Source organism: Nocardiopsis oceanisediminis, from assembly GCF_048595525.1.
In the GTDB taxonomy this organism is placed as follows: Bacteria; Actinomycetota; Actinomycetes; order Streptosporangiales; family Streptosporangiaceae; genus Nocardiopsis_A; species Nocardiopsis_A oceanisediminis.
The window spans coordinates 2340171-2355849 of the sequence record NZ_JAFMZJ010000001.1 but is presented as its reverse complement, the minus strand read 5'-3'; the positions used below and the strand labels follow the sequence as shown (position 1 = coordinate 2355849).

Below are 15679 nucleotides of genomic sequence, written 5' to 3'. Positions count from 1 at the left end.
GGGCCGGCCCGGGGCGGGGTCAGGGGGTCTCGGCCCGGCGGGGCTCGCCGGCGGCCTCGCCCTCCTCCGCCTCGCGCTTGGCCAGGTCGTCGGCGAGCTCGTCGGTGACCAGGTGCTCGGAGGCGACCATGCCGCGGCTGTAGGCCACCCGGCCCAGGGTCTGCGCCAGCACCGGCATCGTCATGAACTGGAAGACCGCGACCAGGGCGAGCGGCAGCGCCGCGCGCAGGTCGGGCAGTTGGAAGGCGGCCCCGGCCAGGATCAGCACCAGGGCCACCGTGTCCGGCTTGGTGGAGGCGTGCATCCGGCCGAGCAGGGTGGGGAAGCGCACCATGCCGATGGTGCCGGTGAGGGCGAAGAGCGCCCCCAGCGGCATCAGCACGGCGGTGGCCCAGTCAGTCGCGGTCATGCGCCCTCCTCTCGGCGAACCGGGCGGCGGTCAGCGTGGCGACGAAGCCCAGCAGCGCGATGCTGACCATCACCCCGGTGTAGGCGGTGTCGCCCCGGTAGGCGATCTCCAGCCCGATGAAGCTGACCAGCAGCACCGAGACCGTGCTCAGCGAGACGGTCCGGTCCAGCACCGACGGCCCGCGGACCAGCCGGTACAGCGCCAGCCCCGCGGAGGCCGAGAGCATTACCGCGGTCGCGGCCATCGCGTAGTCCAGTACGTTCACCGCTCCTCCTCCGCCGCCGCGCCCGCGCCGGCCAGCTCGCGCTCGGCCGCCTCGAACTGGGCGATGTCATCGCGGGTGCCGAAGGCCCGCACGTACATCTCCTCGGTGCGCAGCACCGACCGGCGCAGCTTCGGCACGTCGGACTCGTCGTGGATGGGGATGCCGTGCACGTAGATCACCCCGCCCTCCCGGTCCAGTTCGATCGTCTGGCTCCCGGTGACCAGCGAGAGCCCGGCGCTGACCATGGCCATCAGCAGGTCGGAGTCGGTGCGCAGCGGCACCGCGACGATCGCGCCGCGCACCCGGGCCGGGTGCAGCAGCGTGTGGTAGGCCATGTGCACGCTGGACAGCACCAGGTCGAGCGCGATGTGCATACCCAGCCGGACCACCCGGACCGGGCGGAAGTGCAGCCGGACCGGCAGGTGCGGCAGCTTGGCCGCGGCGTAGCAGCCGGCGCCGACCATGGCGCCCGCCACCAGGGTCCCGGGGCTGAAGTCGCCCCACAGGACGGCCCACATCACCGTCAGCCAGAGTACGGTCGGCACCCTGCCGAGCAGGCGCAGCGCGGGGGCGCGGTAGGCGCTCATGACTCCCCTCCGGTCAGCACGGACTCGATGTAGGCGCCGCCGCCGAGCAGGTCCTCGGCCGCGGTGAAGGCGAAACCGGTCAGCGGCCCGGCCGCGGCGGCCAGCGCCAGCCCGATCGCGACCATCGCGGCGGTGGAGCCCGTCATCAGCAGCCGCCCGCCGCTCATGCCCTGGCTGCGCAGCTGGTCCCGGGCCTCGATCATGTCCTCCAGCGGCTCGCCCCAGAACCCGCGGACCCAGATCCGGAAGATCGCCATCAGGGTCAGCAGGCTGGTGGCCACCCCGGCGGCGATGCCGGTGTACAGCAGCCACCCGCCGGCGTCGGCGCCGGCGGTGAACAGCGCCGCCTTGGCCACGAAGCCCGACATCGGGGGCAGCCCGGCCAGGCTCATCGCCGGGAGGAAGAAGAGCAGCGCCAGCACCGGCGTGACCGCCATCAGCCCGCGGATCGCGCGCAGCGAGGTGTGCCCGACGAACTGCCGGATCAAACCGTTCACCAGGAACAGCGAGGCCTGCACCACGATGTGGTGGACCAGGTAGACGATGGCCCCGGCGAGCCCGGCGACGGTCCCGACGCCCAGCCCGAACAGCATGAAGCCGATGTGGCTGACCAGGGCGAAGGACATGATCCGGTTGATGTCGTCCTGCACCAGCGCACCGAGGATGCCGATGACCATGGTGGCGATGGCCATCCACAGCAGCACGTCGGAGACGTCGTCGCGGGAGAACAGCAGTGTCTGGGTCCGGATGATCGCGTACACCGCGACCTTGGTGAGCAGCGCCGCGAAGATCGCGGAGATGCGGGTGATGGCGACCGGGTAGCTGTCCGGCAGCCAGAAGTGCATCGGCACGATGGCCGCCTTGATCCCGAACACCACCAGGAAGAGCAGTGCCAGGACCATCCGCAGCGGCGGGGGCGCCTCGCCGAGCTTGACCGCGATGTCGGCCAGGTTGACGGTGCCGGTCAGCGCGTAGACCAGGGCGATCCCGGTGAGGAACAGGATCGAGGAGGTCAGGCTGACCATCGTGTAGATCATGCTGGCCCGGACCCGGGCGCGGGTGGGCGCCTGGGTGATCAGCGCGTAGCTGGCGGTCAGCATGATCTCGAAGCCGACGAACAGGTTGAACAGGTCGCCGGCGATGAAGCTGAGGCAGACCCCGGCGGTCAGCACCAGGTAGACGGGGTGGAAGACCATCGGCATCGCCCGGCTGAGCCCGGCGACGTCCTGGCCGATGGCGTAGAGCAGCACCACCAGCAGCACCACCGAGGAGACCAGGAGCAGCAGCGCGGAGAGCGGGTCCACCGCGATGGTGATCCCGAGCGGCGCCGGCCACCCGCCGGCCTGGCTGGTGATGACGTCCCCGTCGGCGGTCCGCCGGACCAGGGCGGCCGCGGCGGCGACCACCGTGGCCAGGGTCAGCGCGCTGACCGCCCGCTGGGTGCGGGGGGCCCGGCGCATCGGCAGGGCGAGCGCGGCCCCGAGGAGCGGGACCAGGAACGGTACGGCGAGGAGGAGGTTCACGCGGAGTCCTCCGGTTCCTGCAGCCGGCCGATCCGCCGGTCCTCGAGGTCGTCGGGGACCTCGTCGTTGCCGTCGCCGAGCCAGACCCGGTAGGCCAGGGCGAGCAGGAAGGTGGTCACGCCGAAGGTGATGACGATCGCGGTGAGCGCCATGGCCTGGGGCAGCGGGTCGGAGAGCACGCCTTCGGGGCCGCCGAGCAGCGGCGGCAGGGTGATGGCCCGGTCGGTGAGCATCAGCGACACGTTGGCGGCGTGGCCGAGCAGCAGGATGCCGAAGACCGCGCGCATCAGCGAGCGCTGCAGCATCAGGTAGAACCCGCAGGAGTAGAGCACTCCGACGGCGAGGACCAGCAGGAGGCTGGGTGCGTCGCTCATCGCTCTCCTCCCCCGCTCCGGGCGCGGCGCCGGCGGCGGTGCCCCGCGCGCGCCTCCTCTTCCTCGGCCTCCATCCGGGCGCCCAGGGCGGCCACGACGGACAGCACGAGCCCGACGACGATCAGGAACACCCCCGCTTCGAAGAACAGGTAGCTGGCGACCTTGACCTTGCCGAACAGCGGCAGCTCGAAGGTGCGGTAGAAGACGTCCAGCAGCGGGGCGCCGCCGAGCAGCGGCAGGCCCGCCATCACCGCGGAGAGCAGCAGCCCTGCGGCGAGCAGCGTGTTCGGCTTCAGCGGCATGCCCACGGCCAGCTCGTGCCGGCCGCCGGCGATGTAGCGGAGGACGAACGCCATGCTGGCCACCAGCCCGCCGGCGAACCCGCCGCCGGGCCGGTCGTGCCCGGAGACCAGGAGGAACACCGAGAAGACCAGGATGGAGGGGATGAGCAGCCGGACCACCACCTCCAGCAGCACCGACCGCGGTCCGAACGCCGGGCTGACGACGGTGCTCAGCCACCGCTCCCGGGGGGCCTCCCAGCCCTCCGGCGGGGTGGGCCGGCGCTCCTCGCCCGCTCCGGGAACCGCTCCGCTCTGCGGGGGTCTCATCGTCGGCTCCCTTCCTCTTCGATCTGCTCCTCGTCGGCCGAGGGCTCGTCCACCACGCGGTGCCGCCGGTTGAGCAGCACCAGGGAGGCGACCGCGACCGCCGCGGTGAGCAGCACCACGACCTCGCCGAAGGTGTCCAGCGCGCGGAAGTCGGCGAGGATCGTGTTGACCAGGTTGCGGCCGCCGGCCTGCTCGGCGGCGGCCTCGTAGCCGACCGAGATCGGCTCGGCGGTGCGGGCTCCGGCCATCAGCCACAGCGAGACCGAGATGAAGGCGCCCGCCGCCGCGGAGAGCACCACCATCCAGCGCTTGGGCCAGCCGGGCGCGCGCACCGAGAAGGTGGCGGGCAGCCGGCGGAGCACGAACACCAGGATGATCGTGGTGAGCGTCTCCACCAGGATCAGGGTCAGCGCCAGGTCCGGTGCGCCGTGCAGGACGAACAGCCCGGCGATGCCGAAGCCGGTGGCGCTGAGCAGGATCAGCGCGGGGAACCGGCGGTGCTCGCGCAGCGCGGCGATCGCGGTCACCGCGATCACCGCGGCGACCACCCCCTCCAGCGGGGTGTCCCACAGCCGCAGCCCGTCGCCGGGGGAGGGCACCGCCACCTCCCCGCCGATCAGGGCGGCGGCCAGCCGCACGCCCGGCAGGGCGAGCATGGTGGCCAGGATGATGCCCAGGTAGGCGGGGAGCGAACCGGTCTGCAGCCGCCGGGTGACGCTCAGCGCGATCGTGTAGGTGCCGTGCAGGAACAGGTGGTAGCCCATCTCCGCGGAGATCACCCGGGGGGCGCGGTCCTGGAGCCGGGCGAACCCCTCCCGCCACCGGAACAGCGCCGCGCCGGCCGCGATGACCAGGGCGGTGAGCAGCAGCGGCGCGCTCAGCCCGTGCCACAGCGCCAGGTGGTAGGGCTTGCCGTGGTCGGGGTAGGGGCCCGCGTAGGCCGCGGCGATCGCGTCGGCCGGGCCCGGCAGCGAGCCGAGCACCAGGCCGCAGAGCGAGAGCAGCACCGGGGCGGCGAGGAAGGCCGCCGAGGGCCGGGCGGCCGGGGTGCGCGGAATACGGGGCTCCGCGCCGCCCTCGCCGCCGGCGCCGGAGACCGGCTCGATGTCGGTCTCGGACGCGCGCTTGTCGCCGAACGCGCCCCACCAGAACCGGGCGCTGTAGGCGAAGGTGAGCACCGAGGCCAGGACCAGCCCGGCCAGTTCCAGCCCGGCGGCGAGCGGCGGGAGCTCCGGGCTGTGCCCGGGGAGGAACGCCTCCAGGGCGGCCTCCTTGCCGACGAAGCCGAGCAGCGGCGGCAGGCCCGCCATGGAGGCCGCGGCCAGTCCGGCGGCGGCGGCCGTCACCGGCAGCGACCGCCACAGCCCGTTCAGCCGGCGGATGTCCCGGGTTCCGGTCTGGTGGTCGACCACGCCGACCACCAGGAACAGGGTGGACTTGAAGAAGCCGTGCGCGAGCAGCGCGCCGACCGCGGCCACCGCCGCGGTGTGCGTGCCCGCGCCGGCCAGCAGGCACAGGAAGCCGAGCTGGCTGACGGTGCCGTGCGCGACCAGCAGCTTCAGGTCGGTCTGGCGGAGCGCCCGCCAGCCGCCGATGACCATGGTGGCCAGGCCGAAGGCGAGCACCAGGGCCCGCCACGGGTCGACGTCGGCGAAGCCGGGGGCCAGCCGGGCGATCAGGTAGACGCCGCCCTTGACCATCGCGGCGGCGTGCAGGTAGGCGCTGACCGGGGTGGGCGCGACCATCGCCCCGGGCAGCCAGTAGTGGAGCGGGGCCTGGGCCGACTTGGCGAAGGCGCCGATCAGCACGAGCACCAGCGCGACCGGGAGCAGCGGGGAGTCCACCGGCGGGTCGGCGACCAGCTCGGAGATCCGGTAGGTGCCGCCGGCCTGGCCGAGCAGGATGAACCCGATCAGCATGAACAGGCCGGCGCCGGCGGTGGTGATCAGCGCCTGGAGCGCGGCGCGCCCCGCCGCGTCCTTGCGCTGGTCGAAGCCGACCAGCAGGAAGGAGGTGACCGAGGTCAGCTCCCAGAACACGTACAGCGCGAACAGGTTGTCGGCGGTGACCACGCCGAGCATGGACCCGGCGAACAGCACCATGATCGAGGTGAGCCGGGCGAGGCCGGCCCGGTCGCCGCGGAAGTAGGCGGCGCTGTAGCAGAAGATGACCGCTCCGACCCCGCTCACCAGCAGGACCATGGCGAGGGAGAGGGCGTCGACGCGGAAGTCGAGGGTGATGTCGAGGGCGGGCACCCAGGGGACCGACGCCTCGGCGGGCCTCCCGGCGGCGATCCCGGGGGACCGGCTCAGGGCCCACACCGCGGACAGCGCGGGCGGCAGGCTCGCGACGAGGAAGGCCCGGGCGCCCAGGAGGCGGACCAGGGGCGGCAGCAGCACCGCGGTCGCGGCGTGCAGCGCGAGGATGACAGGCAGCAGCATAGGGCTCGTTATCGGCGACGGCGGTGGAAGAGACGGGGCGCATCGCCTCCGGCTGGGGCGACGGACGGTCGAGCGCCATCCAGGTTAGCGGCGATTCGTCCCCCCGCCTTGACAGCGCGGCGATTGGGCGTACCATGCCCTCGCGTCTTTCCACGATACGGAAGCATCACGATCGGTAATTCCACCGGATTACCAGGAATAACGCCGTCCGCGTCGCCGGGACCCCCTTCCCCATTCCCGTTCGAAGCGTGGTTGTTCTCACCGGATCCACCGCCCCCGTTCCTCGCCCCCCGGGTTCGGCCGCCCCGGGCGGGCTCCGGGCGCGGTTCACGCAGAGTAGTCGGCCTCGGTGCCGCCCGAGTGCGCACGAACGCCGCGAGTGCGCCGTATACGCCGTATTAACGGAACCCTAACGGGTGATCTGCGCCCCTCTCCCCATCGGGCTCGCCCCGCTTCCGGGCCGAGCGGGGGGTGCCTGGTTCGCGATGGTCGGTACGTGGGGCCAGAATTGGCGGCATGGCCCGTTCAACGTCTCCGTCTCCGCCTCCCGAGGAACTCGCCGAGAAGATCATCGACATCGACGTCTCGGAGGAAATGCGGGGCAGCTTCCTGGAGTACGCCTACTCGGTGATCTACCAGCGCGCCCTGCCCGATGCCCGCGACGGCATGAAGCCGGTGCAGCGGCGCATCCTCTACCAGATGAACGAGATGGGGCTCCGCCCCGACCGCGGACACGTCAAGTGCGCCCGCGTCGTCGGCGAGGTCATGGGCAAGCTGCACCCGCACGGCGACGCCGCCATCTACGACGCCATGGTCCGGATGAGCCAGTCCTTCGCCATGCGGGTCCCGCTGGTCGACGGGCACGGCAACTTCGGCTCGCTGGGCGGCGACGACGCCCCGGCCGCCATGCGCTACACCGAGGCCCGCATGGACCGGGCCGCCGAGCTGCTGGTCACCTCCATCGACGAGGACGTCGTCGACTTCCGGCCGAACTACGACGGCCAGGAGACGGAGCCGGAGGTGCTCCCGGCCGCCTTCCCCAACCTGCTGGTGAACGGCGCGTCGGGGATCGCGGTGGGGATGGCCACCAACATGGCCCCGCACAACCTCGGCGAGGTCATCGCGGCCGCGCGGCACCTGATCGCGCACCCCGACGCCGGCCTCGAGAAGCTGATGGAGTTCGTGCCCGGCCCCGACCTGCCGACCGGCGGCACCATCGTCGGCCTGGACGGCATCCGGGACGCCTACGCCAAGGGCCGCGGCACCTTCCGCACCCGCGCCACGGTCTCCATCGAGAAGGTCTCGCCGCGCCGCACCGGCATCGTCGTCACCGAGCTGCCCTACAGCGTCGGGCCGGAGAAGGTCGTCGGCCGGATCAAGGAGCTGGTGCAGTCCAAGAAGCTGCAGGGCATCTCCGACCTCAAGGACCTCACCGACCGCAACCAGGGCCTGCGGCTGGTCATCGAGCTGAAGAACGGCTTCAACCCCGAGGGCGTGCTGGCCGAGCTGTACCGGCTCACCCCGATGGAGGAGTCCTTCGGCATCAACAACGTCGCGCTGGTGGACGGCCAGCCGCAGACGCTGGGCCTGCGCGAGCTGCTCCAGGTCTTCGTCGACCACCGGCTGGACGTGGTCCGGCGGCGCAGCGAGCACCGGCGGCGCAAGCGGCTGGACCGGCTGCACCTGATCGACGGCCTGCTCGTCGCGCTGCTCAACATCGACGACGTCATCGCGCTCATCCGGGACTCCGACGACACCGCGCAGGCCCGCGAGCGGCTGATGGAGGCCTACGCGCTCTCCGACATCCAGGCCCGCTACATCCTGGACACCCCGCTGCGCCGGCTCACCCGGTACGACCGGCTGGAGCTGCAGAGCGAGGCCGACCAGCTGAAGAAGGAGATCGAGGAGCTCACCTCGGTCCTGGAGTCCGACGCCAAGCTGCGCCGGCTGGTCTCCAAGGAGCTCGCCGAGGTCGCCAAGAAGTTCGGCGCCGCCCGCCGCACCACCCTGCTGGAGAGCGACGGGGCCGCGCGCACCGCCGCCGTCCCGCTGGAGCTGGACGACGTGCCGTGCAACGTGCTGCTCGGCTCGGACGGCATGCTCGGCCGGAGCAAGGGCTCGGCGGTCCCGCGCGTCTACGAGGGGCTGCGCACCAAGCACGACGCGGTCGCCGCGGCGCTGCCCGCGCGCAGCAAGGGCGGCATCGGCCTGGTCACCGACCTCGGCCGGGTCATCCGGGTGCCGGTGGTGGAGCTCCCCGAGCTCCCCGACTCCGGGGAGGAGGCCCCGCCGCTGGCCTCCGGGCTGCCGGTGGAGGAGTTCGTCGACCTCGCCGAGGACGAGAAGGTGATCGCGCTCGCGGCGGTGGACGGCGAGGGCCCCGGCCTCGCCCTCGGCACCGAGCAGGGCGTGGTCAAGCGGGTGGTGCGGGACTACCCCGCCAACCGGGACGACCACGAGGTCATCGCCCTCAAGGACGGCGACCGCCTGGTCGGCGCGACCCAGCTGGCCACCGGCGAGGAGGACCTCGTCTTCGTCACCTCCAGCGCGCAGCTGCTGCGCTTCTCCGCCTCCGCCGTCCGCGAGCAGGGGCGCCCGGCCGGCGGCGTGGCGGGCGTGAAGCTCGCCGAGGGGGCCCGCGTGCTGTGGTTCGGCGCGGTCGCGATGCCCGAGGACTCGGTCCTGGTGACCATGTCCGCCGCCACCCCCGAGGACGCCCTGCTGCCCTCCGAGGGCGGATCGGCGAAGGTCACCCCGATCGAGGCCTACCCCGCCAAGGGCCGGGCCACCGGCGGCGTGCGCTGCCACCGCCTCCTCAAGGGCGAGGACGGCCTGGTGTTCGCCTGGGTCGGCCGGGCGCCCGCGCGGGCCTTCCGCGCCGACGGCGGCCCGCTCCGCCTGCCCGACCTGGACCCGCGCCGGGACGGCTCCGGCGAGCCGCAGCCCCGGGCGATCGCCTCCATCGGCACCGGGCAGCACGACACCGGCCTGCTCGGCACCGCCGAGGGGTGACCCCGGTCCGGGGAGGCCGCGCCTCCCCGGACCGCGCACCATCGGCCGGCCGCGGCGCGCCCGCGCCCGCTCCGCCCGCCCACCGGGCAGGCTGGAGGGGGCCGGCGCGCCGCGGCGGGCCGCACGTACGACCCAGAGGAGAACCGAGTGAGCAGCGCATTCGACGACGTGCTCAGCGCCAACGCCGACTACGCCGAGTCCTTCCGACTGGCCGGCCTGGAGCCGGTCGCCGCCCGCGGCATAGGCCTGGTCACCTGCATGGACTCGCGCCTCGAGCCGCTGGACATGCTGGGCCTGAAGCCCGGCGACGCCAAGATCCTGCGCAACGCCGGCGCCCGGGTCACCGATGACACGCTGCGCACCCTGGTGCTCGCGGTCTACCTGCTCGGGGTGGAGCGGGTGCTGGTCATGCCGCACACCAAGTGCAAGATGGCCTCGGTCTCCGGCGACGACGAGGTGCACGACCTGATCCGGGACCAGTACGGCGTGGACACCCGCAGCCTGGAGTTCCACACCGACGACGACCAGCTCGGCGCGCTCCGGCACGACCTGGAGCGGATCCGCCACCACCCGCTGCTGCCCGACGGGCTGCCGGTGGCGGGCGCCCTGTACGACGTGGACACCGGGAAGCTGCAGATCATCGACGAGTAGCGGGCCCCGGGCCCGCCCCTCGCGGGCGGGCCTCCCCGCTCCCCCGCCGCCCCGGCCGGGAATAGCCCGCCGGCGGCGGCGGTTGGCACGCCTGTAACGGCGTACCACCCGAGGAGAGGGGCGCTGATGCAGGCTTCCACCTACGAGACCTTCGCCGTCGGCCGGTCCTACTTCGACCTGGGAGACCCGATAGCGGCGGCCCGAGTGCTGGAGCCGCTGTCCGACCGCGAGCCGGAGAGCCGCTCCATCCTGGAGCTGCTCGGCCGCGCCTACTTCCACTCCGCCCAGCTCGGCAAGGCGGAGCGGACCTTCCGCCGCCTGATCGAGCTCGACCCCTGCGACAGCTGGGCGCACATCGCCCTGGCCCGCGCGCTGGAGCGGCAGAGCCGCGACGAGGAGGCCGCTCCGCACCGCAGGATGCACGCCGCGATGAGCGGCGGCTCCCTGGACTGACCCGGCCGCGGACCCGCCCGAGGCCCCGATCCTCCTCCGAGGACCGGGGCCTCCGCCGCTCCCTCCCCCGGCCGGGGGCGCAGACCACCCCCGGCCGCCGGGTAGCGCCCCTGGTGGGGGCGGTCGTGCGCGGCGCGGGCGGCCGGATATAGCCTGCCGGACATGGCAGAGTCCTTCGAACCGCTCGGCGACCCCGTCGACCGCTCCTGCTCGCGCACCCGGGCCTGGGTCGACGAGGCCGTCCGCAAGGTGGTCGCCGACGCCAACCGGTCGGCCGACACCCACCTGCACGTCTTCCCGCTGCCCGAGTCCTGGGGCATCGACCTGTACCTGAAGGACGAGTCGGTGCACCCCACCGGCAGCCTCAAGCACCGGCTGGCCCGGTCGCTCTTCCTCTACGGCCTGTCCAACGGCTGGATCCGGGAGGGGACGACGATCGTGGAGGCAAGCTCCGGCTCCACCGCGGTCTCCGAGGCCTACTTCGCCCGGCTGATCGGGCTGGACTTCATCACCGTGGTGCCCCGCTCCACCAGCCCGGAGAAGATCGCGCTGATCGAGCGGTACGGCGGCCGGTGCCACTTCGTCGACCGCCCGCCGGAGATGTACACCGAGGCCGAGCGGCTGGCCGCGGAGACCGGCGGCCACTACATGGACCAGTTCACCTACGCGGAGCGGGCCACCGACTGGCGCGGCAACAACAACATCGCCGAGTCGGTCTTCGAACAGCTGGCCATGGAGCGGCACCCCATCCCGGAGTGGATCGTGGTGGGCGCCGGGACCGGCGGCACCTCCGCCACCATCGGGCGCTACCTGCGCTACCGGCGGCACCACACCCGGCTGGCCGTGGTCGACCCGGAGAACTCGGCGTTCTTCCCCGGCTGGGTGACCGGGGCCCGGGACTACTCCACCGGCATGCCGTCCCGGATCGAGGGCATCGGCCGCCCGCGGATCGAGCCGAGCTTCGTCCCCGACGTCATCGACCTGATGCTGCCGGTGCCCGATGCGGCGAGCATCGCCGCCATGCGCCACCTGGAGGCGGTCACCGGGCTGTGCGCCGGCGGGTCGACCGGCACCAACCTGTGGGGCGTCTGGCAGCTCATCGCCCGGATGCTCGCCGACGGGACCCGGGGCAGCGTGGTCACACTGATCTGCGACGGCGGCGACCGCTACCGGCACAGCTACTACGACGACGCCTGGGTGGCGGCCGAGGGCATGGACACGGCGCCCTACACCGCCGCCCTGGAGCGCTTCCTGGACTCCGGCGAGTGGTCCCCGCCGGAGAAGCGCTGACCGCGGCCCCGGGGCGGCGGGTCAGTCCCGCACCACCAGCGTCCCGGCGGCCATGTCGCCGACCCGCTGCCGGCGGTCGGAGACCAGGATGACGACCAGGCCGACCAGGCCGGCGAAGAGCCCGTCCACGAGCAGCAGGATCCACCGGACGAAGTGCTGGGCCATGCTCGGCTCGCCGCCCTCGGCCCGGACCACCTTGATCCCGAGCAGCCGCATGCCCAGGGTCCGGCCGCCGGCCTTGGCCGGCCACACCACCCAGTAGCCGATGTAGACGACGATCCACAGCACCGCCAGGACCAGCAGCGCGATCAGCGCCAGGCCCGGGTTGCGCAGCGACCCGTCCGGCTCGGCGGGCGCGAACGCCAGCGGGAAGAGCGCCAGGTAGGCCAGGCCGGGCAGGAGCGAGGAGAGGAAGCCGTCCACGATGTACTGCACCACCCGGCGGCCGACGACGCCGGTGTCGCCCGGCGGCGCCATCTGCGGCAGGCCGTAGCCGGGCGGCGGCTCCTCCGTCGACGTCCCGTACCCGGGCGGCCCCGCCTCGGGGGGACCGTAGCCCCCGTGGGCCGGCCCGGGGCCGGGCTCCCCGCCCGCCGGTCCGCCCGGGGACCCCTGGCCCGCCGGGCCCGCCGCCCCTCCGGGGGCACCGGGTCCTCCGCCGGGGCCGCCCGGGCCCGCGGGCTCCTCCGGCCTCCCCGGGCCGCCGGGCCCGCCGCCCCCCTCCGGGGCCGCATGCCTTCCGGTGCCCCTCGGCCGCTCGGGCCCTCCGGGGCCTTCCGGTCCCGCGGGGCTCCCCGGCCCGCCGGGGCTCCCCGGCCCGCCGGGGCCCGCCGGCCCCTCCGGTCCGCCCCCGGGCTCCTCCCGGTCCCCCGGGTACTGCTGTCCGTGGCTCATCCGGCACCACCGCTCCCGTGCTCCCGACTCGGAGGCGACGGACACCTCCCTCACCCTCCGAAAATAGACCACGACACCGGGTTGTCACCGCTGGTCGGGGCGGCGCGCCGCCCGGCGGGCGGGGAGGCCGGTTCCGGGGGAGCGCTCCCGGCGGGGGCGCCGCCCGGACCGGCGGAGCCCGCCCGGAAAGCAGCGCGGGGGCCCGCCGCTCGGCGGGCCCCCGGGGATGGAGGGGTCGGGGCGGCGGCCGCCGCCCCGGGCGGGATCAGGTGTCGATCCGGTCCAGGTCGAGCTCCTGGGCGCCGTTGGCGATGAACCGCCGGCGCGGCGCCACCTCGTTGCCCATCAGCAGGTCGAACACCTTGGCGGCCTCCTCCGCGTGGTCCACCCGGATCCGGCGCAGCGTGCGGTGGCGCGGGTCCATGGTGGTCTCCGCGAGCTGGTCGGCGTCCATCTCGCCCAGGCCCTTGTACCGCTGCACCGGCTCCTTCCAGCTGCGCCCCTTCTTCTCCAGCTCGAGGAGGGTGCGCTGCAGCTCGGCGTCGCTGTAGGTGTAGATGTAGCGGTCCTCGGGCTTGGCGCCGCGCTTCTTGCGCACGTTGGTCAGCTCGATCCGGTGCAGCGGCGGGACCGCGGCGTAGACCCGGCCGGCCTCCAGCATCGGGCGCATGTACCGGTAGAAGAGGGTGAGCAGCAGGCAGCGGATGTGCGCGCCGTCCACGTCCGCGTCGGCCATCAGGATGACCCGGCCGTAGCGGGCCGCGTCCAGGTCGAAGGTGCGCCCGGACCCGGCCCCGATGACCTGCAGGATCGCCGCGCACTCGGCGTTCTTCAGCATGTCGCCGACCGACGACTTCTGCACGTTGAGGATCTTGCCGCGGATCGGCAGCAGCGCCTGGAACTCCGAGTCCCGGGCGAGCTTGGCGGTGCCCAGCGCGGAGTCGCCCTCGACGATGAACAGCTCGCTGCGGTCCAGCCCCTCGCTGCGGCAGTCCACCAGCTTCGCCGGGAGGGCCGAGCTCTCCAGGGCGTTCTTGCGCCGCTGGGTCTCGCGCTGCTGGCGGGCGGCCAGCCGCGCCTTGGCCGCGTTGGCGATCTTCTCCAGTACGGTGCGGGCCTGCTGCTTCTCCGCCCGCTTGGTGGAGGAGAGGAACTCGCGCAGCTGGTTGCCGATCACCGCGGAGACGATCCGCGAGGCCGCGGAGGTGCCCAGGATCTCCTTGGTCTGGCCCTCGAACTGCGGCTCGGGCAGCCGCACCGTGACCACCGCGGTGAGCCCCTCCTGGACGTCCTCCTTGGTGACCGCGTCGTCGCTGGCCTTGAGCAGCTTGGTGGCGCGCAGCTGGTCGTTGACCACCCGGACCAGGGCCCGCTCGAACCCGGTGATGTGGGTGCCGCCCTTGGGGGTGGCGATCACGTTCACGAACGAGCGCACCGTGCTCTCGTAGCCGCTCCCCCAGCGCAGCGCGACGTCGACGTCGAGGGTCCGCGCGACGTCGGTGGGGGTCATGTGCCCCATCTCGTCCAGCACCGGGACGGTCTCGTTGAAGGTGCCGCTGCCCTGGAGGCGCAGCACCGGGCTGATCGCCTCGTCGGCGGCGAGGAAGGAGCAGAACTCCCCGATGCCGCCGTCGAAGTGGAACTCCTCGGTGTAGGGCGGCTCGCCCTCGGTGCGCTCGTCGCGCACCGCGATGGTCAGCCCCGGGATGAGGAAGGCGGTCTGGCGCGCGCGCTCCAGCAGCGACTCGCGCGCGATGTCGGCCTCCTTCAGGAAGATCTGCCGGTCGGCCCAGAAGCGGATCCGGGTGCCGGTGGTCTTCTTCGCGATCTTGCCGCGCTGGTCCAGCCCGGAGCCCGCGGTGAAGGCGGCGTCGGGGCCGGTGTCGGCGAAGCGGCCGGGGATGCCCCGGCGGAAGCTCATCGCGTGGGTGCGGCCGCCCCGGTCGACCTCGACGTCGAGCCGGGCGGAGAGCGCGTTGACCACCGAGGCGCCGACGCCGTGCAGGCCGCCGGAGGCGGTGTAGGAGCCGGAGCCGAACTTGCCTCCGGCGTGCAGCTTGGTCATGACCAGCTCGACGCCGGTCAGCCCGGACTTGGGCTCGGCGTCGACCGGGATGCCCCGGCCGTCGTCGCGCACCTCCACCGAGCCGTCGGCGTGCAGCACCACGTCGATGCGGGTGCAGAAGCCGCCGAGGGCCTCGTCGACGGAGTTGTCGATGATCTCCCACATGCAGTGGGTGAGGCCTCGGCTGTCCGTCGACCCGATGTACATTCCGGGACGCTTGCGGACCGCCTCCAGTCCTTCCAAGACCGAGAGATGCCGCGCGGAGTAGTCCTCGGGCTCATGAACGGCTGCGGTAAGGGCGGTCACCTGGACGTCTCCTGCATTCGTTGGACAGGGCGCGCCGCGAAGCCGCTCGGTTGCGTGCGCGGAGCGCCGGCGTACGCGTTCGCCGCGCGGGCCTGCCGGTGCGGGCCGCGGCGCCGCGGGGCACCGGATCGCGGGCCCGGCCCAGCCTAACCGCGCCCGGGGACATCCTCTGTGGCGGACGGCGGCCGTGCCGCTCCGCCCGCTGCACCGCGTCGCGACCCGGCTCCGCTCCGATGCGGGGCCCGCATTCCTTCGCGGATCCGGCCGACGGCCGAACCCCAGCGACATTACCACCTCCCCGGAATGCCCCTCCGGGCCCGCCTCCCCTGCGGTTTCCGGCGTGTCGCGTCCGCCGCTCCCCCGCCCGGCCGGCGCCGGCCCGGACGGGATTCCGCTGTCGGCGTACATCAGGACTGGTTGGGAACGTCCTGGTCCGGTTAGATGTTGTGCGGAGTGACTGGCGCCGAGCATTGAGGAAGGCGAAGTGACTGGAACCCTTGCCCCCACCCAGCCGCTGACGGCTGCTGACCGTTGCGACCGCTGTGGTGCGCAGGCCTACGTCCGCGTGCTGCTCAACTCCGGCGGCGAACTGCTCTTCTGCGCGCACCACATGCGCAAGCACGACGAAGAGATCCGCAAGATCGCCGCGGACATCCAGGACGAGACCGGCCGACTCCAGGAGACCCCGGCCACTTCTCCCGACGGGGAGCTTTAAGGACTCCCCTCCCCAGACGCACGGCGGCGGCCCCTCCCCGGGGCCGCCGCCTTCGTCTTGCCCGGCCCTCCGCCGGAGGCGTCCCC

Annotated in this window: 14 protein-coding genes; 5 read left to right on the top strand and 9 right to left on the bottom strand. The window is 73.3% G+C overall.

All coding sequences use genetic code 11. From position 1 onward, the window contains the following. Positions 1-19 precede the first annotated feature (19 nt). The 7 genes from mnhG to mbhE are packed head-to-tail and all read right to left on the bottom strand — an operon-like array spanning position 20 to position 6207. Positions 20-409, bottom strand: a complete 390-nt coding sequence (mnhG, locus tag J0910_RS10540; protein ID WP_420158330.1) for a monovalent cation/H(+) antiporter subunit G — start codon at positions 407-409, stop codon at positions 20-22. Continuing rightward, positions 396-674: an MrpF/PhaF family protein gene (locus J0910_RS10535; protein WP_420158329.1), complete on the bottom strand. Its 279-nt coding sequence runs from the start codon at positions 672-674 to the stop codon at positions 396-398. The genes mnhG and J0910_RS10535 overlap by 14 nt, the downstream gene beginning before the upstream one ends. Beyond that, entirely contained in the window at positions 671-1261 is a 591-nt protein-coding gene (locus tag J0910_RS10530; RefSeq protein ID WP_420158328.1) for a Na+/H+ antiporter subunit E, read from the bottom strand. The genes J0910_RS10535 and J0910_RS10530 overlap by 4 nt, the downstream gene beginning before the upstream one ends. Then, positions 1258-2784, bottom strand: a complete 1527-nt coding sequence (locus tag J0910_RS10525; protein ID WP_420158327.1) for a Na+/H+ antiporter subunit D — start codon at positions 2782-2784, stop codon at positions 1258-1260. The genes J0910_RS10530 and J0910_RS10525 overlap by 4 nt, the downstream gene beginning before the upstream one ends. Further along, complete coding sequence (locus tag J0910_RS10520; protein WP_420158326.1) at positions 2781-3158, bottom strand: sodium:proton antiporter; 378 nt, start codon at positions 3156-3158, stop codon at positions 2781-2783. The genes J0910_RS10525 and J0910_RS10520 overlap by 4 nt, the downstream gene beginning before the upstream one ends. Then, complete coding sequence (locus tag J0910_RS10515) at positions 3155-3766, bottom strand: MnhB domain-containing protein (RefSeq protein ID WP_420158325.1); 612 nt, start codon at positions 3764-3766, stop codon at positions 3155-3157. Before J0910_RS10515 ends, J0910_RS10520 begins: the two co-directional genes overlap by 4 nt. Then, on the bottom strand, positions 3763-6207 hold the full coding sequence (mbhE, locus tag J0910_RS10510) for a hydrogen gas-evolving membrane-bound hydrogenase subunit E (RefSeq protein ID WP_420158324.1): 2445 nt from the start codon (positions 6205-6207) through the stop codon (positions 3763-3765). Before mbhE ends, J0910_RS10515 begins: the two co-directional genes overlap by 4 nt. Before the next feature lie 516 nt (positions 6208-6723). Here mbhE and J0910_RS10505 point away from each other — a divergent pair. The 4 genes from J0910_RS10505 to cds1 all read left to right on the top strand — a co-directional run bounded on the left by J0910_RS10505 (position 6724) and on the right by cds1 (position 11613). Beyond that, positions 6724-9219: a DNA gyrase/topoisomerase IV subunit A gene (locus J0910_RS10505; RefSeq protein WP_420158323.1), complete on the top strand. Its 2496-nt coding sequence runs from the start codon at positions 6724-6726 to the stop codon at positions 9217-9219. 147 nt (positions 9220-9366) lie between these two features. Continuing rightward, positions 9367-9870 carry a beta-class carbonic anhydrase gene (locus J0910_RS10500; RefSeq protein WP_420158322.1) on the top strand — a complete coding sequence of 168 codons (504 nt, stop codon included), beginning with the start codon at positions 9367-9369 and terminating at the stop codon, positions 9868-9870. 126 nt (positions 9871-9996) lie between these two features. Further along, a complete protein-coding gene (locus tag J0910_RS10495; RefSeq protein WP_420158321.1) occupies positions 9997-10323 on the top strand; it encodes a tetratricopeptide repeat protein in 327 nt (108 codons plus the stop codon). Between the two features lie 162 nt (positions 10324-10485). Continuing rightward, entirely contained in the window at positions 10486-11613 is a 1128-nt protein-coding gene (gene cds1 / locus J0910_RS10490; protein ID WP_420158320.1) for an L-cysteine desulfhydrase Cds1, read from the top strand. 21 nt (positions 11614-11634) lie between these two features. Here cds1 and J0910_RS10485 read toward each other — a convergent pair whose 3' ends face one another. Both J0910_RS10485 and J0910_RS10480 read right to left on the bottom strand, forming a co-directional pair. Further along, positions 11635-12090 carry an RDD family protein gene (locus tag J0910_RS10485; protein WP_420158319.1) on the bottom strand — a complete coding sequence of 152 codons (456 nt, stop codon included), beginning with the start codon at positions 12088-12090 and terminating at the stop codon, positions 11635-11637. Between the two features lie 682 nt (positions 12091-12772). Further along, positions 12773-14878, bottom strand: a complete 2106-nt coding sequence (locus J0910_RS10480; RefSeq protein WP_420158318.1) for a DNA gyrase/topoisomerase IV subunit B — start codon at positions 14876-14878, stop codon at positions 12773-12775. Between the two features lie 484 nt (positions 14879-15362). Here J0910_RS10480 and J0910_RS10475 point away from each other — a divergent pair, with 484 nt between their 5' ends. Then, positions 15363-15593, top strand: a complete 231-nt coding sequence (locus tag J0910_RS10475) for a DUF7455 domain-containing protein (RefSeq protein ID WP_420158317.1) — start codon at positions 15363-15365, stop codon at positions 15591-15593. Positions 15594-15679: the final 86 nt, after the last annotated feature.

What these genes read in the sequence shown, in the direction of transcription:
- J0910_RS10520 (WP_420158326.1), bottom strand. Translation starts at nt 3,158, where the DNA reads ATGAGCGACGCACCCAGCCTCCTGCTGGTCCTCGCCGTCGGAGTGCTC.
- J0910_RS10505 (WP_420158323.1), top strand. Translation starts at nt 6,724, where the DNA reads ATGGCCCGTTCAACGTCTCCGTCTCCGCCTCCCGAGGAACTCGCCGAG.
- J0910_RS10530 (WP_420158328.1), bottom strand. Translation starts at nt 1,261, where the DNA reads ATGAGCGCCTACCGCGCCCCCGCGCTGCGCCTGCTCGGCAGGGTGCCG.
- J0910_RS10485 (WP_420158319.1), bottom strand. Translation starts at nt 12,090, where the DNA reads ATGGCGCCGCCGGGCGACACCGGCGTCGTCGGCCGCCGGGTGGTGCAG.
- mbhE (WP_420158324.1), bottom strand. Translation starts at nt 6,207, where the DNA reads ATGCTGCTGCCTGTCATCCTCGCGCTGCACGCCGCGACCGCGGTGCTG.
- J0910_RS10495 (WP_420158321.1), top strand. Translation starts at nt 9,997, where the DNA reads ATGCAGGCTTCCACCTACGAGACCTTCGCCGTCGGCCGGTCCTACTTC.
- J0910_RS10515 (WP_420158325.1), bottom strand. Translation starts at nt 3,766, where the DNA reads ATGAGACCCCCGCAGAGCGGAGCGGTTCCCGGAGCGGGCGAGGAGCGC.
- mnhG (WP_420158330.1), bottom strand. Translation starts at nt 409, where the DNA reads ATGACCGCGACTGACTGGGCCACCGCCGTGCTGATGCCGCTGGGGGCG.
- cds1 (WP_420158320.1), top strand. Translation starts at nt 10,486, where the DNA reads ATGGCAGAGTCCTTCGAACCGCTCGGCGACCCCGTCGACCGCTCCTGC.